Annotated in this window: 23 protein-coding genes and 1 riboswitch; of the genes, 18 read left to right on the forward strand and 5 right to left on the reverse strand. The window is 61.3% G+C overall.

The window, feature by feature from the left end; all coding sequences use genetic code 11:
• Nucleotides 1-166 precede the first annotated feature (166 nt).
• Nucleotides 167-1,543: a pyridoxal-phosphate dependent enzyme gene (locus tag VD17_RS07295; RefSeq protein WP_033055871.1), complete on the forward strand. Its 1,377-nt coding sequence runs from the start codon at nt 167-169 to the stop codon at nt 1,541-1,543.
• Nucleotides 1,540-2,718, forward strand: a complete 1,179-nt coding sequence (locus tag VD17_RS07300; protein ID WP_046053273.1) for a trans-sulfuration enzyme family protein — start codon at nt 1,540-1,542, stop codon at nt 2,716-2,718. Before VD17_RS07295 ends, VD17_RS07300 begins: the two co-directional genes overlap by 4 nt.
• Before the next feature lie 63 nt (nt 2,719-2,781).
• Here VD17_RS07300 and VD17_RS07305 read toward each other — a convergent pair whose 3' ends face one another.
• The 3 genes from VD17_RS07305 to purM are packed head-to-tail and all read right to left on the reverse strand — an operon-like array spanning nt 2,782 to nt 5,212.
• Nucleotides 2,782-3,495, reverse strand: a complete 714-nt coding sequence (locus VD17_RS07305) for a DUF3108 domain-containing protein (RefSeq protein WP_033055868.1) — start codon at nt 3,493-3,495, stop codon at nt 2,782-2,784.
• An 8-nt stretch (nt 3,496-3,503) separates the two neighbouring features.
• Complete coding sequence (gene purN / locus VD17_RS07310) at nt 3,504-4,154, reverse strand: phosphoribosylglycinamide formyltransferase (protein WP_033055867.1); 651 nt, start codon at nt 4,152-4,154, stop codon at nt 3,504-3,506.
• Nucleotides 4,154-5,212 (reverse strand): phosphoribosylformylglycinamidine cyclo-ligase, encoded by a 1,059-nt coding sequence (purM, locus tag VD17_RS07315; protein WP_008148639.1) that lies wholly within the window; start codon nt 5,210-5,212, stop codon nt 4,154-4,156. The genes purN and purM overlap by 1 nt, the downstream gene beginning before the upstream one ends.
• A 382-nt stretch (nt 5,213-5,594) precedes the next feature.
• Here purM and VD17_RS07320 point away from each other — a divergent pair, with 382 nt between their 5' ends.
• The 6 genes from VD17_RS07320 (at nt 5,595) to VD17_RS07345 (ending at nt 10,936) form a co-directional block, all read left to right on the forward strand.
• Nucleotides 5,595-6,653 (forward strand): DUF2066 domain-containing protein, encoded by a 1,059-nt coding sequence (locus tag VD17_RS07320; protein WP_046053274.1) that lies wholly within the window; start codon nt 5,595-5,597, stop codon nt 6,651-6,653.
• A 38-nt stretch (nt 6,654-6,691) separates the two neighbouring features.
• On the forward strand, nt 6,692-7,765 hold the full coding sequence (locus VD17_RS07325) for an AI-2E family transporter (protein ID WP_046053275.1): 1,074 nt from the start codon (nt 6,692-6,694) through the stop codon (nt 7,763-7,765).
• A 230-nt stretch (nt 7,766-7,995) separates the two neighbouring features.
• The gene (gene hda / locus VD17_RS07330) at nt 7,996-8,700 is read left to right on the forward strand and encodes a DnaA regulatory inactivator Hda (RefSeq protein ID WP_008148645.1); all 705 of its coding nucleotides are present in this window, start codon (nt 7,996-7,998) and stop codon (nt 8,698-8,700) included.
• 214 nt (nt 8,701-8,914) lie between these two features.
• Complete coding sequence (locus VD17_RS07335) at nt 8,915-9,565, forward strand: C40 family peptidase (RefSeq protein ID WP_046053276.1); 651 nt, start codon at nt 8,915-8,917, stop codon at nt 9,563-9,565.
• Between the two features lie 165 nt (nt 9,566-9,730).
• Nucleotides 9,731-10,267: a C40 family peptidase gene (locus tag VD17_RS07340; protein WP_046053277.1), complete on the forward strand. Its 537-nt coding sequence runs from the start codon at nt 9,731-9,733 to the stop codon at nt 10,265-10,267.
• Nucleotides 10,268-10,282: 15 nt separating this feature from the next.
• On the forward strand, nt 10,283-10,936 hold the full coding sequence (locus VD17_RS07345) for an O-methyltransferase (protein WP_046053278.1): 654 nt from the start codon (nt 10,283-10,285) through the stop codon (nt 10,934-10,936).
• Nucleotides 10,937-11,054: 118 nt separating this feature from the next.
• On the opposite strand, the gene VD17_RS07350 is transcribed toward VD17_RS07345, so the two are convergent.
• Nucleotides 11,055-12,368, reverse strand: a complete 1,314-nt coding sequence (locus VD17_RS07350) for a PQQ-dependent sugar dehydrogenase (protein WP_046053279.1) — start codon at nt 12,366-12,368, stop codon at nt 11,055-11,057.
• Between the two features lie 68 nt (nt 12,369-12,436).
• Nucleotides 12,437-13,021, reverse strand: coding sequence for a hypothetical protein (locus tag VD17_RS07355; RefSeq protein WP_046053280.1), 585 nt, complete (start codon nt 13,019-13,021; stop codon nt 12,437-12,439).
• Nucleotides 13,022-13,175: 154 nt separating this feature from the next.
• Nucleotides 13,176-13,409: riboswitch (cobalamin riboswitch) on the forward strand.
• A gap of 81 nt (nt 13,410-13,490) precedes the next feature.
• Here VD17_RS07355 and cobO point away from each other — a divergent pair.
• The 10 genes from cobO to VD17_RS07410 all read left to right on the forward strand — a co-directional run bounded on the left by cobO (nt 13,491) and on the right by VD17_RS07410 (nt 22,512).
• Nucleotides 13,491-14,102 (forward strand): cob(I)yrinic acid a,c-diamide adenosyltransferase, encoded by a 612-nt coding sequence (gene cobO / locus VD17_RS07365; protein WP_046048017.1) that lies wholly within the window; start codon nt 13,491-13,493, stop codon nt 14,100-14,102.
• On the forward strand, nt 14,099-15,499 hold the full coding sequence (locus VD17_RS07370; RefSeq protein WP_046053282.1) for a cobyrinate a,c-diamide synthase: 1,401 nt from the start codon (nt 14,099-14,101) through the stop codon (nt 15,497-15,499). The genes cobO and VD17_RS07370 overlap by 4 nt, the downstream gene beginning before the upstream one ends.
• On the forward strand, nt 15,496-16,146 hold the full coding sequence (gene bluB / locus VD17_RS07375; protein ID WP_027922441.1) for a 5,6-dimethylbenzimidazole synthase: 651 nt from the start codon (nt 15,496-15,498) through the stop codon (nt 16,144-16,146). The genes VD17_RS07370 and bluB overlap by 4 nt, the downstream gene beginning before the upstream one ends.
• The gene (cbiB, locus tag VD17_RS07380; protein WP_046053283.1) at nt 16,143-17,051 is read left to right on the forward strand and encodes an adenosylcobinamide-phosphate synthase CbiB; all 909 of its coding nucleotides are present in this window, start codon (nt 16,143-16,145) and stop codon (nt 17,049-17,051) included. The genes bluB and cbiB overlap by 4 nt, the downstream gene beginning before the upstream one ends.
• The gene (cobD, locus tag VD17_RS07385; RefSeq protein ID WP_046053284.1) at nt 17,044-18,036 is read left to right on the forward strand and encodes a threonine-phosphate decarboxylase CobD; all 993 of its coding nucleotides are present in this window, start codon (nt 17,044-17,046) and stop codon (nt 18,034-18,036) included. Before cbiB ends, cobD begins: the two co-directional genes overlap by 8 nt.
• Entirely contained in the window at nt 18,033-19,484 is a 1,452-nt protein-coding gene (locus tag VD17_RS07390) for a cobyric acid synthase (protein WP_046053285.1), read from the forward strand. The genes cobD and VD17_RS07390 overlap by 4 nt, the downstream gene beginning before the upstream one ends.
• Before the next feature lie 148 nt (nt 19,485-19,632).
• Entirely contained in the window at nt 19,633-20,154 is a 522-nt protein-coding gene (cobU, locus tag VD17_RS07395; RefSeq protein WP_046053286.1) for a bifunctional adenosylcobinamide kinase/adenosylcobinamide-phosphate guanylyltransferase, read from the forward strand.
• Nucleotides 20,151-21,206: a nicotinate-nucleotide--dimethylbenzimidazole phosphoribosyltransferase gene (gene cobT / locus VD17_RS07400; RefSeq protein ID WP_046053287.1), complete on the forward strand. Its 1,056-nt coding sequence runs from the start codon at nt 20,151-20,153 to the stop codon at nt 21,204-21,206. Before cobU ends, cobT begins: the two co-directional genes overlap by 4 nt.
• Nucleotides 21,203-21,778, forward strand: a complete 576-nt coding sequence (gene cobC / locus VD17_RS07405) for an alpha-ribazole phosphatase family protein (RefSeq protein ID WP_046053288.1) — start codon at nt 21,203-21,205, stop codon at nt 21,776-21,778. The genes cobT and cobC overlap by 4 nt, the downstream gene beginning before the upstream one ends.
• A 2-nt stretch (nt 21,779-21,780) precedes the next feature.
• Nucleotides 21,781-22,512 (forward strand): adenosylcobinamide-GDP ribazoletransferase, encoded by a 732-nt coding sequence (locus VD17_RS07410; RefSeq protein ID WP_046053289.1) that lies wholly within the window; start codon nt 21,781-21,783, stop codon nt 22,510-22,512.
• Nucleotides 22,513-22,620 lie beyond the last annotated feature (108 nt).

Raw genomic sequence — 22,620 nt, forward strand, 5'->3', positions numbered from 1 at the left:
ACCGAGGGGCTTTGTCGTTCCGGCGACGCTACCGGCTGGCTGTGCAAGGTTGCGGGTGGCGCCATCCCGGCCTATGGTCCAAGCGATACTTTGCCGCGACTGGCGCGCAATGATTCGACGCCGGTCGCTGTCCATCCAGTGCTGATTTACGTAGCGAGGTGACGACATGCCCACCGACTCCCGACCCGCCGTACTCGAACTGATCGGTAATACGCCACTGGTGCGCGTCAGCCGTTTCGATACCGGCCCGTGCACACTTTTCCTCAAGCTCGAATCACAGAACCCCGGCGGCTCGATCAAGGATCGCATCGGCCTGGCGATGATCGACGCCGCCGAGCGCGATGGCAGCCTGCGACCCGGCGGCACCATCGTCGAGGCCACCGCCGGCAACACCGGTCTTGGTCTGGCCCTGGTCGGCCGTGCCAAGGGCTACCGGGTGGTGTTGGTGGTGCCGGACAAGATGTCCACCGAGAAAGTCTTGCACCTCAAGGCGATGGGCGCCGAGGTGCACATCACCCGCTCCGACGTCGGCAAGGGCCATCCCGATTACTACCAGGACGTTGCGGCGCGGTTGGCACTGGAAATTCCCGACGCCTTTTTCGCCGATCAATTCAACAACCCGGCCAACCCGCTGGCCCACGAATGCAGCACCGCGCCGGAGATCTGGGCGCAGACTCAGCATGACGTGGACGCCATCGTCGTCGGCGTTGGCTCGGCCGGCACGCTGACCGGGCTGACTCGTTTCTTTCGCCGCGTGCAACCGGACTTGGTCATGGTGCTGGCCGATCCGGTCGGCTCGGTGATGGCCGAATACAGCCGCAGCGGCACCATGAGCACGCCCGGCTCCTGGGCGGTGGAGGGCATCGGTGAGGACTTCATTCCGTCGATTGCCGACCTGTCCAGCGTGCGCCACGCCTACTCGATCAGCGACGAAGAAAGCTTCGATCATGCCCGCCAACTGCTGCGTGCAGAAGGCATACTCGGCGGCTCTTCGACCGGCACACTGCTGGCGGCGGCGCTGCGCTATTGCCGCGAGCAGACCGAGCCGAAGCGGGTCGTCAGCTTCGTCTGCGACACCGGCACACGCTACCTGTCGAAGGTCTACAACGACCAGTGGATGAACGATCAGGGCCTGTTGCAGTACAAACATTATGGCGATCTGCGCGACCTGATCTCACGGCGTTTCGAGGATGGCCGGGTGATCAGCGTGGGCCCCGACGACACGCTGCTCACCGCGTTCCAGCGCATGCGTCTGGCGGATGTGTCGCAACTGCCGGTGCTGGAGGGCGGGCAGCGGCTGGTCGGCGTGATCGACGAGTCCGACATTCTGCTGGGCATGCAAGAAGATGCTTCGCACTTTCGCATGAGCGTGGCCAGCGCGATGACCGATAAGCTGCAAACCCTGCCTCCAAGCGCCAGTCTGGCTGAACTACAGGCGGAGCTCGACCGTGGGCTGGTGGCGATCATCGCCGACGCTTCGGGCTTCTACGGCTTGATTACTCGAGTCGACATGCTCATTCACCTACGGAGATCCCTTACATGAGTCAACACGATGAAAACGCTGTGCCACGCGCCTTCGCCACCCGTGTGATCCATGCCGGGCAAACGCCCGACCCTACCACCGGGGCGCTGATGCCGCCGATTTACGCCAACTCCACCTATTTGCAGCAGAGCCCCGGCGTGCACAAGGGCTTCGACTACGGGCGCTCGCACAACCCGACGCGCTTTGCGCTGGAGCGTTGCGTTGCAGACCTCGAAGGCGGCACCCAGGCCTTCGCGTTCGCGTCCGGGCTGGCGACGATTTCCACCGTGCTCGAATTGCTCGATGCCGATTCGCACATCGTCTCCGGCAACGACCTGTACGGCGGTACTTTCCGCCTGTTCGACAAGGTGCGCCGGCGCAGCGCCGGGCATCGCTTCAGCTTCGTCGACCTGACTGATTTGTCGGCCTTCGAAGCGGCGCTGCAGGACGACACGCGGATGGTCATGGTCGAGACGCCAAGCAATCCGTTGCTGCGCCTCACCGATCTCGTTGCCATCGCGCGCATCTGCCGCCAGCGAGGCATCATTTGTGTGGCCGACAACACCTTTGCCAGCCCATGGATACAGCGCCCGCTGGAGCTGGGCTTCGACATCGTGCTGCACTCGACCACCAAGTACCTGAACGGCCACTCCGACGTGATCGGCGGCATCGCGGTGGTCGGACAAAACGCAGACCTGGCGGAGCGTCTGGGCTTCCTGCAAAACGCAGTCGGCGCGATCGCCGGGCCGTTCGACGCTTTCCTCACCTTGCGCGGCGTTAAGACCCTGGCGCTGCGCATGGAACGCCACTGCAACAACGCGCTGGACCTGGCGCAATGGCTGGAGCGTCAGCCGCAAGTGGCGCGCGTCTATTATCCGGGCCTGCCGTCGCACCCGCAGCACGAACTGGCGCAGCGGCAGATGCGCGGTTTCGGCGGGATGATATCCCTCGACCTTAACAGCGACCTGGCCGGTGCCACGCGCTTCCTCGAGAATGTGCGGATCTTTGCCTTGGCCGAAAGCCTGGGCGGGGTGGAAAGCCTGATCGAGCACCCGGCGATCATGACCCACGCCACAATTCCTGCGGATACTCGTGCGCAACTCGGCATCGGCGATGCGTTGGTGCGGTTGTCAGTGGGGGTCGAGGATGTCGAAGACCTGCGCGCCGATCTGGCACAGGCGCTGGCGCGGATCTGAATTTCAGCAGGCAAAAAAAATCCGGAACCCTTATCGGATTCCGGATTTTTGTGTCGAGCCGGATCAGCTGCCTTTGACAGCCTTGCCGTTGACCGTACCGTCGAGGAGCATGATGTTGTACTCCTTGCCGTCGGTTTCAACCTGTTGCAGACGAACCAGCAGGTAATCCCAGTCCTTGGCGAACCACAGGACGGTGATGCGCTTGCTTTGTGTCGGGTCGCGCACGCGCTCGACCTTGATCGCATCGATCTGGCCAGCCTTGGTGTCGACCTTTTCCGAACCCAGCACGCGGAAGTCATAGGTATCGACTTCGCCAGCGTCGACGACCTGGTAGCTCATGCTTTTCTTGCCAGCGGCCACGTCGTGCTGCAGAGCCAGCTGATAAGTGGATTTGTCGACCATGCCGCGGTTGAGCGGGATCTTGACCGGGTCACCGCGATCGGTGCCGGTGATCATTTTGTTGGTCCAGTCGAAATCCAGGTCAGCCTTCTTGGCTTTACCCAAGCCACCACGTTCGAAGTGGTAGGACTGCGGCAGCATGGTGTCCTTGTCCAGCGTCAGGGTGCTTTCTTCGGTCAGGCTGGCGATCATCATCGAGGCCTTGAAGCTGAGCTTCCATGCGCCGTTGGCTTGTTTGGTCAGGCTGCGTTCAGCGGTGCCGCTCATGGGCAACTGCTTCCAGTCAGCGGTGTAGCTGGCGGAGAAAGGTTGAAGTTCTGCAGCCTGCGCAAATGGCAGTGCGAGCAGAGCGCAAGCGAAGAGCAGGGCACGACGCATAAAATCTCCTAGGTTCGAATCAAGTGGCCGCTGGCCGCGAGTAACTTCCCATCCAGTAAAGCACCTTGCTCGCCGAGTGATAAACGACCTTCGGCAAACCAGCGTACAGCCAACGGGTAGATCAGGTGTTCCTGGGTATGGACTCGCTGCGCCAGACTCTGCGGCGAATCGTGCAACTCTACCGGTATTACTGCCTGTACGACCAGTGGTCCGCCATCGAGTTCCTCGGTGACGAAGTGCACGGAGCAGCCGTGCTCGGTATCGCCGGCCTCCAGCGCGCGCTGATGCGTGTGCAACCCTTTGTATTTGGGTAGCAGCGAGGGATGGATGTTGAGCAGGCGACCCGCGTAGTGGCGCACGAAGTCAGCGCTGAGAATGCGCATGAAGCCGGCCAGTACCACGAGTTTGGGGTTGAACGCGTCGATCAGTTCGATCAGCGCGGCATCGAAGGCCTCGCGGCCTTCGAAAGCCTTGTGATCCAGGGTGCGGGTGTCGATACCCGCGTCCCTGGCGCGTTGCAGGCCGAAGGCGTCGGCGCGGTTGGAAATCACCGCAGCGATGCGGGCCGGGCTGTCGCCCGTCCGCGTGCTGTCGATCAAGGCCTGCAAGTTACTGCCGGTGCCGGACAACAGCACCACCACATCACAGGTCTGGGACATCAATGAGCCTTGAGGTTCTTCAGTTCAACCTGAGCCGCGCCTTCGGCAGCGGTGGAGATCTGACCGATGACCCAAGGCTGCTCGCCGGCTTCACGCAGGACGTTCAGGGCGGTTTCAACGTGCTCTTGAGCAACGCAGATGACCATGCCCACGCCGCAGTTCAGCACGCGGTGCATTTCGTTTTCGTCGACGTTGCCTTTCTCTTGCAGCCAGTCGAACACGGCAGGACGGGTCCAGCTCGCAACGTCAACCACGGCTTGTGCGCCTTTTGGCAGAACGCGCGGGATGTTGTCCAGCAGGCCACCACCGGTGATGTGGGCCATGGCTTTGACGGCGCCGGTTTCCTTGATCAGCTTGAGCAGCGGCTTCACATAGATACGGGTCGGGGCCATCAGCAGGTCGGTCAGCGGTTTGCCGTCGAGCTGGATGTTTTCGATGTCGGCACCGGACACTTCGATGATCTTGCGGATCAGCGAGTAGCCGTTGGAGTGCGGGCCGGAAGACGGCAGGGCGAGCAGGGCATCGCCGGCAGCGACTTTGGAACCGTCGATGATTTCGGATTTTTCCACGACGCCGACGCAGAAGCCGGCCAGGTCGTAGTCTTCGCCTTCGTACATGCCAGGCATTTCAGCAGTTTCGCCGCCAACCAGGGAGCAACCGGACAATTCACAGCCAGCGCCAATGCCGGTCACGACCTGGGTCGCGGTTTCGACGTTGAGTTTGCCGGTGGCATAGTAGTCGAGGAAAAACAGCGGCTCGGCGCCGCAGACCACCAGGTCGTTCACGCACATGGCAACCAGGTCGATGCCGATGCTGTCGTGCTTGTTCAGGTTCAGTGCCAGGCGCAGCTTGGTGCCGACGCCGTCAGTACCGGAAACCAGCACGGGCTGTTTGTAGCCGGCCGGGATTTCGCAGAGGGCGCCGAAACCGCCCAGGCCGCCCATGACTTCCGGGCGCGCAGTGCGCTTGGCGACGCTCTTGATGCGTTCGACCAATGCTTCACCGGCGTCGATGTCTACACCGGCGTCCTTGTAGCTCAGGGAGGGTTGCTTGCTCATGATCCAGGCCTTTAGGGGGGATTCAGGGGTAACGACCGAGTCCAGTGGGACCACCGAAACTGACGAAGGCGATTGCCATCCGCGAATTTCAGGGTGCCCGGCTGTTGCCGGTCTGCGAAGGCGCGCGATTTTATCAGGCTTGAGGGGCAGCGGCCATCCTCAGGCCGACGGCAGGGGCATATCCGCTTAAAAAAACCTTCATTGCCCGTGTTGGTCGTCTCCTTCATGGCTGTATAAGGTATCGCTATTAACCGTCTATCGTTATGACAGTGCAAAAACTTACCAGGGTCAGGTGAATGTTTTGCTTGGGGGCGTGGTCACAGCCTTGCTCAATCCGGTTCACGCGGCCTGTTCCAGCCGCTCTTGTCGTCAGGAATCCTCCATGCGTTTTTTTTCCAGATTTTTGTTTGCGGGCTGTTTGTCATTGGTCAGCCTGGCGAGTCATGCCGAAACCGTCAAAAACCTGTATCAGGTGCGTCAGCCTGTCAGTGGTCAAACCCCGGAAGTGCGTGATCAGGCGACCCAGCAAGCGCTGGATACGTTGGTGTTGCGTCTGACCGGCGATCCCAAGGCTGCGCAAAGCCCGGGGTTGGCGGCACTGCGCAAGGACCCGCAGCAAATCATCAGTCAGTACGGTTTTGACGCTGGCCCGCCGGAAGTGCTGAAGGTCGATTTCGACCCGGCCACCACCGAGCAAGCGTTGCGCCGTGCCGGGCTGTCGTTGTGGGGGGCGAACCGGCCTTCGATTCTCGGCTGGTGGCTGAACGACTCCACCGAGGGGTCAAGCCTGGTCGGCGATGCCCAGGCCAGTGCAGCACCGCTGCGTCGAGCAGCGCAACACCGTGGTTTGCCGCTGCGCCTGCCCCTGGCCGATCTGAGTGAGCAGATCGTCGCCACGGCACCAAATCTGGAAGGTACGGATGCGACGCCACTGCGCGGGGCATCGGAGCGTTACAACGCTGACGCCTTGCTCGCGGTGCATGCCCGTGAAGAGGGCGGGCAGTGGCAGGCCAAGTGGCATTTGTGGCTCGGCGACAAGAAGGAGGCGGGCAGCGTGCAGGGCGCGGATCAGGCCGCGGTGGCCGATGCGGTGATGCTGGCGGTCAGTGAGCGGCTGGCGCCTCGGTTTGTCGTCAAACCGGGTGCTTCGGGCGAACAATTGCTCGAAGTGCAGGGCATGAACCTGGAGCACTACGCGGCGCTTGGGCGTTTGCTGGAGCCGTTTGGTGCACGCCTGCAAAGTGTCGACGGCGACCGGATTCTCTATCGGGTCAATGGCAGCGCCGAGCAGTTGAAGGCGCAATTGGCGCTGGCCAGGTTGCAGGAGGTTCCGGCCGGTGAAGCGCCGACTCCAGCCGCACCGGTTCAGCCGGCCGTGGGTTCGGCACCGGTAGTAGCGCCGACTCCGGCACCTGTGCCGCAGTTGAGATTCCGTTGGTAAGGTTTTCTTTCTTTATATAGATGCATAGGGAGTTGTACATGGCCGATACGCGGCGTTGGTTCTGGTTGGGTGGGGTGATCCTGCTCTGCGCGTTTGTCTGGCTGTTGCATCCGATCCTGACGCCATTTCTGGTGGCGCTGCTGTTGGCTTATCTGTTCGATCCATTGGTGGATCGGCTGGAGAAGGCCGGTCTGTCTCGGGCCTGGGGCGTGGTGGCGGTGTTTGCACTGTTCACCCTGATCTTTACGACCTTGCTGTTGGTGTTGGTTCCGATGCTCGCCAAGCAGCTGTTTCGCTTGTACGAATTGGCGCCGCAGATGCTCGACTGGTTGCAGCACACCGCACTGCCGTGGGCGCAATCGAAATTCGGGCTCTCGGATAATTTCTGGAAGTTCGACAAGCTCAAGGCTGCAATCAGCGAGCACATGGGCCAGACCACCGACATTGTCGGGGTCGTGCTGAGTCAGGCGACGGCTTCCGGGCTGGCGCTGATCGGTTGGCTGGCGAATCTGGTGCTGATTCCGGTGGTGAGCTTCTATCTACTGCGGGACTGGGACCTGATGATGGCCAAGATCCGCGGTCTGTTGCCCCGTGACCGCGAAGAGCGCGTCGTGATCCTGGCGGGTGAATGCCATGAAGTGCTGGGTGCATTCGTGCGCGGACAGTTGCTGGTGATGGTGGCGCTGGGCGTGATCTACGCGGCGGGTCTGATGTTGGTAGGGCTGGAGCTGGGGCTGTTGATTGGGTTGATTGCCGGTCTGGCGGCGATCGTGCCGTACATGGGGTTCGTTATCGGGATCGGTGCGGCCTTGATTGCCGGGTTGTTCCAGTTCGGTGGCGATCTGTATCCCATGATCGGAATCGTCGTGGTGTTCATGGTGGGGCAGGCGCTGGAAGGCATGGTGCTGACGCCATTGCTGGTGGGGGACCGGATCGGTCTGCACCCGGTGGCGGTGATCTTCGCGATTTTGGCGGGGGGCGAGCTGTTCGGATTTACCGGCGTGCTGCTGGCGCTGCCGGTGGCGGCGGTGATCATGGTGCTGGTTCGCCATGTGCATGATTTGTATAAAGATTCTGATATCTACAGCGGTACCGACGAGCCTGAGCGCTAAGGTTCGTTGATAGTTGGTAACGGGCGGCCTGGTTCCATGCCGGGTTGGCCCGCATCCCTTGCGCTACTGTCACATGCGCCGCCAAAGAAACTGTCATAAAACCAGTGTGTTAACGCAAACCTTTGATTTTGCTTGTGGTCTGTCGCATTGTGCGACCCGCCTCACGGGTATAAACTTCGCAAACTTTACACAGAGGCCACTAACGGTTCCTTTGGAACTGTTCAGTCAGCATGAAACCGATTCAGCTGCCCCTAGGTGTGCGTCTGCGTGATGACGCTACCTTTATCAATTACTATCCAGGCGCCAATGCCGCTGCACTCGGCTATGTCGAGCGGCTATGCGAAGCCGACGCCGGGTGGACCGAAAGCCTGATTTATCTCTGGGGCAAGGACGGGGTAGGGCGTACGCACTTGTTGCAGGCGGCCTGCCTGCGCTTCGAGCAACTGGGGGAGCCGGCGGTGTATTTGCCGTTGGCCGAACTGCTTGATCGCGGCATCGCCATCCTCGACAACCTTGAACAGTACGAACTGGTCTGCCTGGATGATTTGCAGGCGGTGGCCGGTCGGGCGGATTGGGAAGAGGCGCTGTTCCATCTCTTCAACCGTCTGCGTGACAGCGGTCGACGCCTGCTGATTGCCGCGTCGACATCCCCGCGTGAGCTGCCGGTGAAGCTGGCGGACCTCAAATCCCGTCTGACATTGGCACTGATCTTTCAGATGCGTCCGCTCTCCGACGAAGACAAGTTGCGTGCCCTGCAACTGCGCGCATCTCGTCGCGGTCTGCACCTGACCGATGAAGTCGGGCATTTTATTTTGACCCGCGGTACGCGCAGCATGAGTGCACTTTTCGAGCTGCTTGAGCGTCTCGATCAGGCCTCCCTTCAAGCTCAGCGCAAGCTGACGATTCCCTTCTTGAAAGAAACCCTGGGCTGGTGAAGCCAAGGCCTGTAGCGGGTTTCGGCATATTTCAGGCGCCAAGAAATCCGCTTTCCTACAAGGCTGCAGGCTGCGCGAGTGTCTAAAACGGGCTTAAGCGCTTAGATGTAAACGCGAAACCAAGAAGTCACATAAAGTTCGATTGAATTTGCAAATGAGGATGATAGTAGGCATAGTCTCGGCTTCTTTAGAACTATCAGCCACGGTCGTGCCCATGCTAAATCGCTTTGCACCCCTCGTGCCCCTCGCACTCGTCACCCTGTTGTTCGGTTGCGCTGCCCACTCTCCAGTGTCCCAGCAAGAGCAACAACAGCAGGTTAAAAATTCTGCTACCGCCCAATCTTCTGCTCTTTATCAGCAAGCTCTTTTTCAAGAAGAGGCGGCTACTGAAAAAGAACTGGCAGACTTCGCCGGCGGCAAGTCGTACCAGCTTCCGGTTCTGGCCGACAGCATCCTTGAACGCGGCATGTCCCTGATCGGTACCCGTTACCGTTTCGGCGGCACCTCCGAAGCTGGCTTTGATTGCAGCGGCTTCATCGGTTACCTGTTTCGTGAAGAAGCCGGTCTGAACCTGCCACGCTCCACCCGCGAAATGATCAACGTCGACGCTCCGCTGGTTTCTCGCGGCAAACTGGAGCCGGGCGACTTGCTGTTTTTCGCCACCAATGGCCGTCGCGGTCGCGTCAGTCACGCCGGGATCTACCTGGGTGACAACCAGTTCATTCATTCCAGCAGTCGCAAAAGCGGTGGTGTCCGGATCGATAGCCTGGGCGACAGCTACTGGAGCAAAACCTTCATCGAAGCCAAGCGCGCACTCGCGATGGCACCGACTGCGGCCCCGACGATCGTCACGGCTCGCAAGTAAGCGGACTTTTTGTAAGGTGAACTTAAAGTCTTACTTGAAGTTTGCCACGTAGCAGCTAGAATCCTGATCTATTATTGATGGCAAACCGCCTGCGTCCTGCGCAGGCGGTTTTCTTTTCTGCGCCCCCTGCAGAAAAAGCCGCAGCCAGATCAGGATGTTCTGCATATGTCGATGTCGGCCCGCCTCGCAATCATGTTCCTCGCAGCGCTGCTCAGCGCCTGCGCCAGCCGTACACCGCCCCCTGCACCGGTGGTTCGCGCTCCCATTGTTTTCAATTCCTCCCAACCATTCTCTCCTGAGGCAGAAGACGTCTTGTTCCGCGCGCTCGGCCTGGTGGGCACGCCGTATCGTTGGGGTGGCAACACGCCGGATTCGGGTTTCGATTGCAGCGGGCTGATCGGTTATGTCTACCGTGACGTCGCCGGCATTTCCCTGCCGCGTACCACGCGCGAGATGATCAGCATGCAGGCGGCCAGCGTGGGAAAGGAAGGTCTGCAAACCGGCGATCTGATCTTCTTCGCCACCAATGGCGGTTCTCAGGTCAGTCACGCCGGGATCTACGTCGGCGAAGGTCGCTTCGTCCATGCGCCCGCCACCGGCGGCACGGTGAAGCTCGACAGTTTGTCCAAAGCTTACTGGCAGAAAGCCTATCTGAGCGCCAAGCGCGTCTTGCAACCTGAGCACTTGGCACGCAACCCCTAAATCGCAGAGGTTGTCATGACCGCTCGCACACTCAATCTCGACGATTCCCTGTATCAATACCTGCTCGACGTTTCCCTGCGCGAAACGCCGCTGCTCAAGCGTTTGCGTGACGAAACCCAAGCGCTGCCCATGGCTCGCTGGCAGGTGGCGCCCGAGCAAGGTCAGTTCCTCGCGCTATTGGTGAAACTCACCGGCGCCAAGCGCCTGCTGGAAGTGGGCACCTTTACCGGTTACAGCGCCTTGTGCATGGCGGCTGCATTGCCGGATGACGGCTCGCTGATCTGCTGTGACATTCCCGGTGACTACAACGCCACTGCGCGGCGTTACTGGCAGGAAGCGGGGCTTGCCGAGCGGATCGATCTGCGTCTGGCGCCCGCGCTGGAAACCTTGGCCCAGCTGGATCAGCAAGTGCCATTCGACCTGATCTTCATCGATGCCGACAAAGCCAACTACCCACGCTATCTGGAGCACGCATTACGTCTGCTGCGCGTCGGCGGTCTGGCGGTGTTTGATAACACGCTGTGGAGTGGCCGGGTGCTTGAGGACAATCCCGAGAGCGAAGACACCCGAGCCATCCAGGCGCTCAATCGCGCCTTGAAGGATGACGCGCGTGTCGACCTGTCGTTGTTGCCGTTGGGCGATGGATTGACGTTGTGTCGCAAGCGCTAAGCGCTGATCCCTGTGGGAGCGAGCTTGCTCGCGATGGGGGCAGCACATCAAATATTGATGTTGCCTGACCCACCGCTATCGCGAGCAAGCTCGCTCCCACAGGTGATGTTTGTTGTAGCTACCTGATCGCCGACACGCGCCACACCTTGTTGCCCACGTCATCCGCCACTAACAAATCACCCTGCTGATCAATCACCACACCTACCGGCCGGCCCATGGCTTTTTCCTCGTTGTTGAGGAAACCGGTGAGCACATCAATCGGCTGCCCGATCGGTTTCCCTGCACTGAACGGTACGAAAATCACTTTGTAGCCACTGTGCGGTTTACGGTTCCATGAGCCGTGCTGGCCGATGAAAGCGCCTTCCTTGAACTGCGCCGGCAGTCTGTTGCCTTCAGCAAACGTCAGGCCCAGCGATGCGGTATGCGGGCCGACCGCGTAGTCCGGCGCAATGGCCTTGGCCACCAGATCAGGATTTTGCGGCTCGACGCGGATGTCGATGTGCTGGCCGTAATAGCTGTAAGGCCAGCCGTAGAACCCGCCGTCCTTCACTGAGGTGATGTAGTCCGGCACCAGATCGCTGCCGATTTCGTCGCGCTCGTTGACCGCCGTCCACAGTGCGCCGCTGCGAGGTTCCCAAGCCAGGCCGTTTGGATTACGTATCCCCGAGGCGAAGATCCGATGGTTGCCGGTGGCACGATCCACTTCCCAGATCGCCGCGCGACCTTCTTCCTTGTCCATGCCGTTTTCCGCAACGTTGCTGTTGGAGCCCACCGTGACGTACAGCTTGCTGCCGTCCTTACTGGCGATGACGTTTTTGGTCCAGTGGTGATTCAGCGTACCGCCCGGCAAGTCGATCACCTTCATAGGCTGCGACTTGATCGCCGTCTCGCCGTTTTCATAGTGGAAGCGCAGCAAGCGGTCGGTGTCGGCGACGTACAGGTCATTGCCGACCAGGGTCATGCCGAAGGGAGAGTTGAGGTTTTCCAGGAACACCGTGCGGGTTTCGGCGATGCCGTCGTGGTCCTTGTCCCGCAGCAGCGTGATGCGGTTCGGGCTCGGTACTTTGGCGCCAGCACGGCCCATGACTTTGCCCATGACCCAACCACGAACGCCTTTGCCGTCATCGGGTTTGGGCGGTGCGTTGGTTTCGGCCACCAGCACGTCACCGTTGGGCAACACATAGAGCCAGCGCGGGTGATCGAGACCTTCGGCAAAAGCCGCGACCTGAGTCCCTGTCGCGGCGATGGGTTTCGTGCCGTCCGGCCAACCGATCGCCGGGGCGATGTTCACCGTCGGGATCAGGGTTTTGTTCGGTTCTGGCAGCTTGGGCGACGGGCCGATGCCGTCGGAGACTTGCAGCCTGGCGGTTTCACCACAGGCGGCAAGCCCTCCGGCGAGCACGATGACGAGAGCGAGCGGGGGCTTGCGCATGCTGATCTTCCCTATGAATGCATTGACCTAATCAATAGAGAAGCGCAGGTGATCGATGGTTCAACTGGTCAGCCGCGGGCTTCCTTGAACAGCACGGCAATGCCGGGATGATAGTTGCCGGCTTCGTTGCGCAATTTGCGATAGGCATAGGGGAAGTACCAGGCCACGGCGCAGGTGTGTTCCTTTTGCAGATCGTCGACCATGTCCTGGAGTTCTTCCGGGGTGGCGCTTTGTTGGGCTTTTTGCGGCGCGACGAACAGGCAGCCGAGTTTCAGGTCGCTGGCGTAGCTGATGCGTTTGGCATCGCTGGTGATGTCCTGCAATGCTTGAGTCAGGTTCAGGCTGTTGACGCGTGGCCAGCGTTGGGTCGCCTGAAGATAAGCGCGTTCTTCGCTGGTCGCGATAAACAGATCGGCGCGGCCATTGCGTTCGCCTTCTTCGGTCTGTTTACGGGTTGGTGTTTGTTGCAGTGTCACCATTTCCGCCATCCAGGCTGCGGCGGAAAGCAGGCCCAGGTTGGCCTTTTCGTCGTACCAGTAAGGCGTGTCGTTATCGCCGCGCACGGCGTTGTAGCGGTCGATACAGTCAAACCAGCGTTCCAGCACCGGGCGCAGGAATTCCAGCTTCGGATTGCTGATGATCATGCCTTGCATGTGGCTCACCCTTTTTATTGTGTTGTGAGATTGTGGCTCTTTGATATCACTGCTGAGAGTGTGGCACAAGATTGGCGTCAGATAATTGATCGACGGCAGTTATTCGCTTGCAGGCCGCCTGTCTTCAATTGACGCTCCATCCCCAACCCTCTAACCTTCGCGGCTTGTTTCAGGTGCTCTGTGACCTTGGTCGACAGAGTGAAACAGGGAAGCCGGTGAGTGACGCTCTTCAAGCGACGAAGAGCCATGATCCCGGCGCTGCCCCCGCAACGGTAAATGAGTGAAGGCTGCGCCTTGAGCCACTGTGTCGATATTGACATGGGAAGGCGCGCAGTCAGGCAAAATGCCGCTCATGAGCCCGGAGACCGGCCTGATCCATCCAGCGGCATCACGGTGGGCGATGCCAGGCTTCTTGCCGTCTATTCTTGTGCCTGCCCGCCGTTATCCAGCCTCAACGGAGAGCTCCCCCATGACTGATACCCCCGATCGTGACGAACGTCATCTGGCGCGCATGCTGCGCAAAAAAGCCGTGATCGACGAACGCATCGCCAATTCCCCGAATGAATGCGGCCTGCTGCTGGTGCTGACCGGCAACGGCAAAGGTAAAAGCAGCTCGGCCTTCGGCATGCTCGCCCGGTCCATGGGCCACGGCATGCAGTGTGGCGTGGTGCAGTTCATCAAGGGGCGCAGCAGCACGGGCGAAGAACTGTTCTTCCGGCGCTTCCCGGAACAGGTACGTTTTCATGTGATGGGCGAGGGCTTCACCTGGGAAACCCAGGATCGCCAGCGCGACATCGCCGCCGCTGAAGCCGCGTGGGCGGTGTCGCGCGAATTGCTGCGTGATCCGTCGATCGGCCTGGTGGTGCTGGATGAATTGAACATTGCGCTCAAGCACGGCTATCTGGATCTCGATCAAGTGCTCAGCGACTTGCAGGCCCGTCCGCCGATGCAGCACGTGGTGGTCACCGGTCGCGGCGCCAAGCCGGAGATGATCGAACTGGCTGACACCGTCACCGAAATGGGCGTGATCAAGCACGCGTTCCAGGCCGGGATCAAAGCGCAAAAAGGCGTCGAATTGTGAGTCAGCCACGTCATTGCCCGGCGGTATTGATTGCCGCGCCGGCCTCCGGTCAGGGCAAGACCACCGTCACCGCCGCGCTGGCCCGTTTGCATCGCAATCAGGGGCGCAAGGTGCGCGTGTTCAAATGCGGCCCCGACTTTCTCGACCCGATGATTCTCGAGCGCGCCAGCGGTGCGCCGGTGTATCAATTGGATATGTGGATGGTCGGCGAGCAGGAAAGTCGTCGACTGTTGTGGGAAGCCGCCGGCGAAGCCGACCTGATCCTCATCGAAGGCGTCATGGGCCTGTTCGACGGTACGCCGTCCAGCGCCGATCTGGCGCGGCACTTCGGTGTGCCGGTGCTCGGTGTGATCGACGGCACCGCCATGGCCCAGACTTTTGGCGCACTGGCCCTGGGGCTGGCGCGCTATCAGCCGGACTTGCCGTTTGCCGGTGTGCTGGCCAACCGTGTCGGCACCCTGCGTCACGCGCAATTACTGGAAGGCAGCCTCACTGAAGGTTTGCGTTGGTACGGTGCCTTGTCCCGGGAAACCGGGATCGAATTGCCGAGTCGCCATCTCGGACTGGTTCAGGCCAGTGAGTTGAACGATCTCGATCTGCGCCTCGATGCAGCGGCTGACGCACTGGCCAGCAGTTGCGAGGTCGCGCTGCCACCGGCGGTGGAGTTCGCCGCACCTGATGTGACCGCTGCCGAGCCTTTGCTGGCCGGCGTGCGAATTGCCGTGGCCCGTGACGAAGCGTTTGCCTTCACCTACGGTGCCAGCCTGGACTTGCTGCGAGCCATGGGCGCTGAGTTGCTGTTTTTCTCTCCGATCCGTGACACGCAATTGCCGGAGGCAGATAGCCTCTACCTGCCGGGCGGTTATCCCGAATTGCATCATGTGGCGCTGGCACAGAACACTACGATGCTGGACGCTATTCGCGCTCACCATGCAGCGGGCAAACCGTTGTTGGCCGAGTGTGGCGGCATGCTTTATCTGCTCGATTCGTTGACCGATGTCGAAGGCACTCGCGCTGAACTGGTTGGCTTGCTGGCTGGTGATGCGGTGATGCAAAAGCGTCTGGCCGCGTTGGCGTTGCAGGCGGTCGAGTTGCCGGAAGGTTCGTTGCGCGGGCACACCTATCACCACTCGCTGACCAGTACCGAACTTGAACCTATTGCTCGTGGCTTGAGCCCTAACGGTGGGCGTGGGGCAGAGGCGGTTTATCGTGAGGGGCGGATGACTGCCTCGTATGTGCACTTTTATTTCCCGTCCAATCCGACAGCTGTAGCCGCGTTGTTTGCGCCTGACCTTGAGGCCGCCATCGCGAGCAGGCTCACTCCTACATTAGAAAGTGTGTTGCCTGAAGAAACGCGATCCACTGTGGGAGCGAGCCTGCTCGCGAAGAGGCCATGACCGACAACGCATTTTCTGAAGCTGAGCGCGCGGCGGTCTACCGAGCCATCGGCGAACGCCGCGACATGCGTCATTTCAGCGGTGGCACGGTCGAGCCCGAGTTACTGCGGCGCCTGCTCGAAGCTGCGCATCAGGCGCCAAGTGTCGGCCTGATGCAGCCATGGCGGTTCATCCGCATCAGTGATCGAGCCCTGCGCGGCAAGATCCAGTCACTGGTGGAAGAAGAACGCATCCGCACCGCCGAAGCCCTCGGCGAGCGCACCGACGAATTCATGAAGCTGAAAGTCGAAGGCATCAACGACTGCGCCGAAGTGCTGGTCGCTGCGCTGATGGATGATCGCGAGCGTCACATCTTCGGCCGTCGCACCTTACCGGAAATGGACATGGCCTCGCTGTCCTGCGCGATCCAGAACCTCTGGCTGGCCTCCCGCGCTGAAGGATTGGGCATGGGCTGGGTCTCGCTGTTCGAGCCGCAAGCGCTAGCGGACCTGTTGGGTTTGCCCGCCGGAGCCAAGCCGTTGGCTGTTCTTTGTCTCGGCCCGGTCAAGGAATTCTATCCGGCACCGATGCTGGTACTCGAAGGCTGGGCGCAGGCGCGTCCGCTCAGTGAATTGCTGTATGAAAATTATTGGGGAGTGAGTCAATGAGTGTGGCGTTGTTGAGTGTCGCCGCGGTTGCGCTGGATGCGCTGCTGGGTGAGCCCAAACGCTGGCATCCGCTGGTGGCGTTCGGCCGTTTTGCCGACCGCATCGAGAAACGTTTCAATGGCGGTGGCCGTGGTTGGCGCAGTCACGGGGTCACCGCTTGGGTGATCGCGGTGTTGCCGCTGACCTTATTGGCCACGGCGTTTTCCTGGGCGCCCTATGTCGGCTGGATCGTCGAGATTCTCGTGCTCTATTGCGCCCTCGGCATGCGCAGCCTTGGTGAACACGTCGAGCCGGTGGCCAAGGCGCTGCGCAGCGATGATCTGGACGAGGCGCGCAAACGTGTCAGCTATCTGGTCAGCCGCCAGACCAGCGAACTGGATAAAACCGAAGTCGCCCGCGCCGCCACAGAATCGGTGCTGGAGAACGGCAGCGATGCGGTATTCGCTGCGCTGTTCTGGTTTGCTGTCGCCGGCGCGCCCGGTGTGGTGCTCTACCGTTTGAGCAACACGCTGGATGCGATGTGGGGTTACCGCAACGAACGCTTCGAGCGTTTCGGCTGGGCAGCGGCAAAGATCGACGACGTCCTCAATTACATTCCTGCACGCCTCGTGGCATTGACCTACGCGCTGCTGGGCAAAACCCGACTCGCGCTGAAATGCTGGCGTACCCAGGGCCCGACCTGGGACAGCCCGAATGCCGGCCCAGTGATGGCGGCCGGTGCCGGCGCGCTCGGTGTCGAGTTGGGCGGGGCGGCGATTTATCACGGTGAACTGCATCAGCGTCCACAGCTAGGCGAAGGCGTGCCGGCGGACGCCGACTCCATCGACCGCGGCTGGCAATTGGTCCAGCGCGGGGTATGGTTATGGTTGCTGATCCTCTGCGTGGGGGCTGAATTCTATGCTTGAACACGGTGGTCGGTTACGCAAGGCGGCGCTCGATTACGGCATCGCCGAAGCCGATTGGCTCGACCTGTCCAGCGGCCTCGCGCCCTGGCCGTTTCCGGTCCCGGAGATCCCATTGCGGGCTTGGGCGCGTTTGCCGGAAACCGATGACGGTCTGGAGCAGGCGGCCTGTGATTATTACGGCGCCGCGCAGGTGCTGCCGGTGGCCGGGTCGCAAATGGCGATCCAGTTGCTGCCGCGTTTGCGCCGGGTCGGCAAGGTCGGCGTGCTCTCGCCGTGTTACGCCGAACACGCCGAAGCGTGGCGCCGTAATGGCTACATCGTGCGTGAAGTGCTGGAGCAGGAAGTCGACTTCTTTCTCGACAGCCTCGACGTGTTGGTAGTGGTCAACCCGAACAACCCAACCGGCCTGAGCCTGACGCCGAGTCGGCTGCTCAACTGGCACTCGCGGCTGGCGCAGCGCGGTGGCTGGCTGGTGGTGGACGAGGCGTTCATGGACAACACACCGCAGCTGAGCCTGGCTCCTTTTGCCAATCAGGTCGGGTTGATCGTGTTGCGTTCCTTCGGCAAGTTTTTCGGCCTGGCCGGTGTGCGTCTGGGGTTCGTGCTGGCCGAGCGCAAGTTGCTCAAGTTGCTGGCCGAGCAAGTGGGGCCGTGGGCGGTCAGCGGGCCGACGCGGGTGTTGGGTCAGGCCTGTCTGCTGGATACCGAAGGGCATGCCCGGCAACGGGTTCGCACTGATGAAGCCAGCGAGCGTCTGGCGCTGCTGCTTGAACAGCACGGTTTCAAACCACAAGGCGGCTGCGCGTTGTTTCAATGGCTGATCACCGATCACGCCGAAGCATTGCACAAATTCATGGCCCGGCGCGGCATTCTCCTGCGGTTGTTTGCGCACAACAGCAGCCTGCGTTTTGGCTTGCCCGCCGATGAAGCCGACTGGACACGTCTCGCGCAAGCGCTCGAAGCCTACGCCAAGGAAACCCAATGACTACGTTGATGGTGCAAGGCACCACTTCCGACGCTGGTAAAAGCACGCTGGTGACGGCGTTGTGCCGCTGGGTCACGCGTCAGGGCGTCAGCGTCGTGCCGTTCAAGCCGCAGAACATGGCGCTCAACAGTGCCGTGACCGCCGACGGTGGCGAGATCGGTCGCGCGCAAGCGGTGCAGGCTCAGGCCGCCAACCTTGAGCCGCACACCGACATGAACCCGGTGCTGCTCAAACCCAACAGTGACACCGGCGCTCAAGTGATCATCCATGGCCGCGCGGTCACGACGATGAACGCGGTCGCGTATCACGATTACAAAGCCATCGCCATGCAAGCAGTGCTGGCCTCTCATGGACGGCTGAGCGCGGCGTATCCCGTGGTCATGGTCGAAGGCGCGGGCTCGCCGGCCGAGATCAATCTGCGTGCCGGTGACATTGCCAACATGGGGTTTGCCGAAGCGGTGGATTGCCCGGTGGTGTTGATTGCCGACATCAATCGTGGCGGGGTTTTCGCGCATCTGGTGGGCACGTTGGAACTGCTGTCGCCCAGCGAGCAGGCGCGGGTCAAAGGCTTCATCATCAACCGGTTTCGCGGCGATATCGCTTTGCTGCAACCGGGTCTCGACTGGCTGGAAGCGCGCACCGGAAAACCGGTGATCGGCGTTCTGCCTTACGTGATGGACCTGCATCTTGAGGCTGAGGACGGCATCGATCAGCGGCAGACCGACAAGGCCAACCAGGTGTTGAAAGTGCTGGTGCCGGTGTTGCCGCGCATCAGCAACCACACCGATTTCGATCCGCTGCGCTTGCATCCGCAGGTGGATCTGCAATTTGTCGGCCCCGGTCAGGCGATTCCACCGGCGGACCTGATTATTCTTCCCGGTTCGAAGAGCGTGCGCAGTGACCTCGCCTATCTGCGCGCCAATGGCTGGGACACCGCGATCAGTCGTCATCTGCGTTATGGCGGCAAAGTGCTGGGAATTTGCGGCGGTCTGCAAATGCTCGGCGAGCAGGTACACGACCCGCTGGGCCTCGAAGGCGCACCGGGTTCCAGCGCCGGTTTGGGCTTGTTGGCGTTCGAAACCCAGCTCGAAGAAGAGAAGCAATTACGCAATGTGCGCGGGCGTCTGGCGCTCGAGGACGCGCCGGTCAGCGGCTATGAAATTCATGCCGGGGTGACCACCGGGCCGGCGCTGGAAAACGCCGCCGTGCAGCTGGACGACGGTCGCTGCGACGGTGCGCAAAGCGTGGACGGGCAGATTTTCGGCACCTATCTGCATGGGCTGTTTGAATCGCCCGCAGCGTGCAGTGCGCTGTTGCGCTGGGCAGGTTTGCAGGCGGTGCAGGACGTGGATTATCACGCGTTGCGTGAGCGCGATATCGAGCGGCTGGCGGATCTGGTGGAAAAGCATCTGGATACCCGGCTGTTGCGTCAACTCTGCGGGATTTGAGGTGACTGTTCCGGCCTCATCGCGAGCAAGCTCGCTCCCACAGGTTCCGTGTGCGGACCAAAAATCTGTAAACAACCTCGATCCTTGTGGGAGCGAGCTTGCTCGCGATGAGGCCCGTCGCCACACCGCCTATTTGAAGGAATGAACCATGCTGCAACTGATCCTCGGCGGCGCCCGTTCCGGTAAAAGTCGCCTGGCCGAAAAACTCGCCTCCGACAGCGCTCTGGCGGTGACTTACATCGCCACCAGCCAACCGCTCGACGGTGAAATGAACGAGCGGGTCGCCCATCACCGCGCCCGTCGTCCGGCCGAATGGGCGTTGATCGAAGAGCCGGTGGAGCTCGCCCGCGTCCTGCGCGAAACCGCCAGCGCCGATCGTTGCCTGCTGGTGGATTGCCTGACGTTGTGGATGACTAATCTGCTGATGCTCGACGACGCCAAGCGCTTGTCGGCTGAACGTGATGCATTGCTGGACTGCCTGGCGTCGTTGCCGGGTGAAATCATTTTTGTCAGCAACGAGACCGGAATGGGTGTCGTGCCGCTGGGCGAATTGACTCGCCGCTATGTCGATGAAGCCGGTTGGCTGCATCAAGCGTTGGCCGAGCGCTGTCAGCGCGTCGTCCTGACCGTCGCCGGTCTGCCCCTGACTTTGAAAGGAACTGCGTTATGACTCAATCCTGGTGGCTGAACCCCTGCAAACCGATCGATGCTCAAGCGGTCGAGCAAGCGCAGGCCCGTCAACAGCAGCTGACCAAACCGGCCGGCTCCCTCGGTCAGCTTGAGTCGGTGGCCGTGCAATTGGCCGGGCTGCAGGGGCAGGTCAAGCCGAGACTGGATCAGCTGTGGATCGCGATTTTTGCCGGTGATCACGGCGTGGTCGCTGAAGGGGTGTCGGCATTTCCCCAGGAAGTCACCGGGCAGATGCTGCACAACTTCGTCAGCGGTGGGGCGGCGATCAGCGTGTTGGCGCGACAACTCGGGGCCTCCCTGGAAGTTGTAGACCTCGGCACGGTGACGCCGACGTTGAATTTGCCGGGTGTGCGCCACTTGAACATCGGCCCGGGCACGGCGAATTTCGTCGAAGGTTCGGCGATGACGCCGGCTCAAGGCGAACTCGCTTTGCAGGCTGGCCGCGACAGCGTGCAGCGTGCCATCGCGGCGGGTGCACAGTTGTTTATCGGTGGCGAGATGGGCATCGGCAACACCACCGCGGCCAGCGCGTTGGCCTGTGCCTTGCTCGATTGCCCGGTGGTGCATCTGGCCGGGCCGGGCACGGGTTTGAACGCGGCGGGTGTCAGTCATAAAGCCCAGGTTATCGAGCGCGCGCTGACATTGCACAGCGCTCAACGTGGCGATGCGCTGCAAACCCTGTTCAACCTCGGCGGTTTTGAAATCGCGGCACTGGTCGGCGCGTATCTGGCGTGTGCCCAGGAAGGCGTCGCGGTGCTGGTGGACGGTTTCATTTGCAGCGTTGCGGCGTTGGTGGCGGTGCGCTTGAACCCTGAATGCCGTCAGTGGCTGTTGTTCGGTCATCGCGGCGCCGAGCCGGGTCATCGACATGTACTGGAAACCCTGAACGCCGAACCGCTGCTGGACCTCGGCCTGCGTTTGGGCGAGGGCAGTGGCGCTGCGTTGGCCGTGCCATTGCTGCGTCTGGCGTGCGACCTTCACGGGCAGATGGCGACCTTCGCCGAGGCCGCCGTGGCGGACCGTCCGGCATGACTTTGCACCTGGATCTGTTGCGCCACGGTGAAACCGAACTCGGCGGCGGTTTGCGCGGCAGCCTTGACGATGCGTTGACTGAAAAGGGCTGGGCGCAGATGCGCGTGGCGGTGGTCGAGCAGGGGCCTTGGGATCGTTTGGTCAGTTCGCCGTTGCAACGGTGTGCGCGGTTCGCCGAAGAACTCGGCGCACAGCTGGGTTTGCCGGTGCAGCTGGATAAAGACCTCCAGGAGCTGCACTTCGGCGCCTGGGAAGGGCAGAGCGCCGCCGCGCTGATGGAAACCGATGCCGATGCATTGGGATTATTCTGGGCCGACCCTTACTCGTTTACGCCGCCACAGGGTGAGCCGGTGGTGGATTTTTCGACGCGAGTGTTGGCGGCCGTTGAACGCTTGCAGGCTACCTACGCAGGCGAGCGGGTGTTGCTGATCAGTCACGGCGGGGTCATGCGCTTGTTGCTGGCTCAGGCGCGGGGGTTGCCCCGTGAGCAGTTGCTCAACGTCGAAGTCGGGCATGGCGCGTTGTTTTCACTGTCGGTCGAATCCGGCCTGTTGTTAAAGGAAGCGCTCTGACCATGTTGCCGTTCTGGATCGCCCTGCAATTTTTGAGCAGTCTGCCGATTCGCCTGCCGGGCATGCCGGAACCACAGGAATTGGGGCGGTCGCTGCTGTTTTATCCGCTGGTCGGCCTGCTGTTTGGCGGGATTTTGTGGGCGTTCAACTGGCTGTTGCTCGGCACTCCGTTGTTGCTTCACGCCGCGTTGTTGCTGACGGTTTGGGTATTGCTCAGCGGCGCGTTGCACCTGGACGGCCTGGCCGACAGCGCCGATGCATGGCTCGGTGGGTTCGGCGACCGCGAGCGCACGTTGACGATCATGAAGGACCCGCGCAGCGGGCCGATTGCGGTCGTGACATTGGTGCTGGTGTTGCTGCTCAAGTTCGTCGCGTTGCTGGCATTGATCGAGCAGCAACACGCCGTTGTCCTGATCATCGCTCCGTTGATCGGGCGCAGCGCGATGCTGGGGTTGTTCCTGACCACGCCTTATGTGCGTGCCGGTGGCTTGGGGCAAGCGCTGGCCGATCATCTGCCGCGTTTGGCGGGCAAGCAGGTGTTGGTCGTTAGCGCATTAACCTGTGTATTGATCGCGGGTCTCAGCGGTGTTTGGGCGCTTGTTCTGGCGGCAGTGGTTTTTGCGTGGTTGCGGCAAGTGATGCTGCGTCGATTGGGCGGCACGACGGGGGACACGGCCGGGGCAATGCTGGAGATGCTGGAGATGGCGGTGCTGGTAGGATTGGCGTTGGTCTGATGGGATGTGCGCAGGATGGGCTGGCCTCATCGCGAGCAAGCTCGCCCCCCACAGGTGACCGCGTTCCAATGTGGGAGCGAGCTTGCTCGCGATGGCGATCTACCAGAC

The sequence above is a fragment of the Pseudomonas fluorescens genome (assembly GCF_000968015.1).
GTDB classification, from domain to species: domain Bacteria; phylum Pseudomonadota; class Gammaproteobacteria; order Pseudomonadales; family Pseudomonadaceae; genus Aquipseudomonas; species Aquipseudomonas fluorescens_W.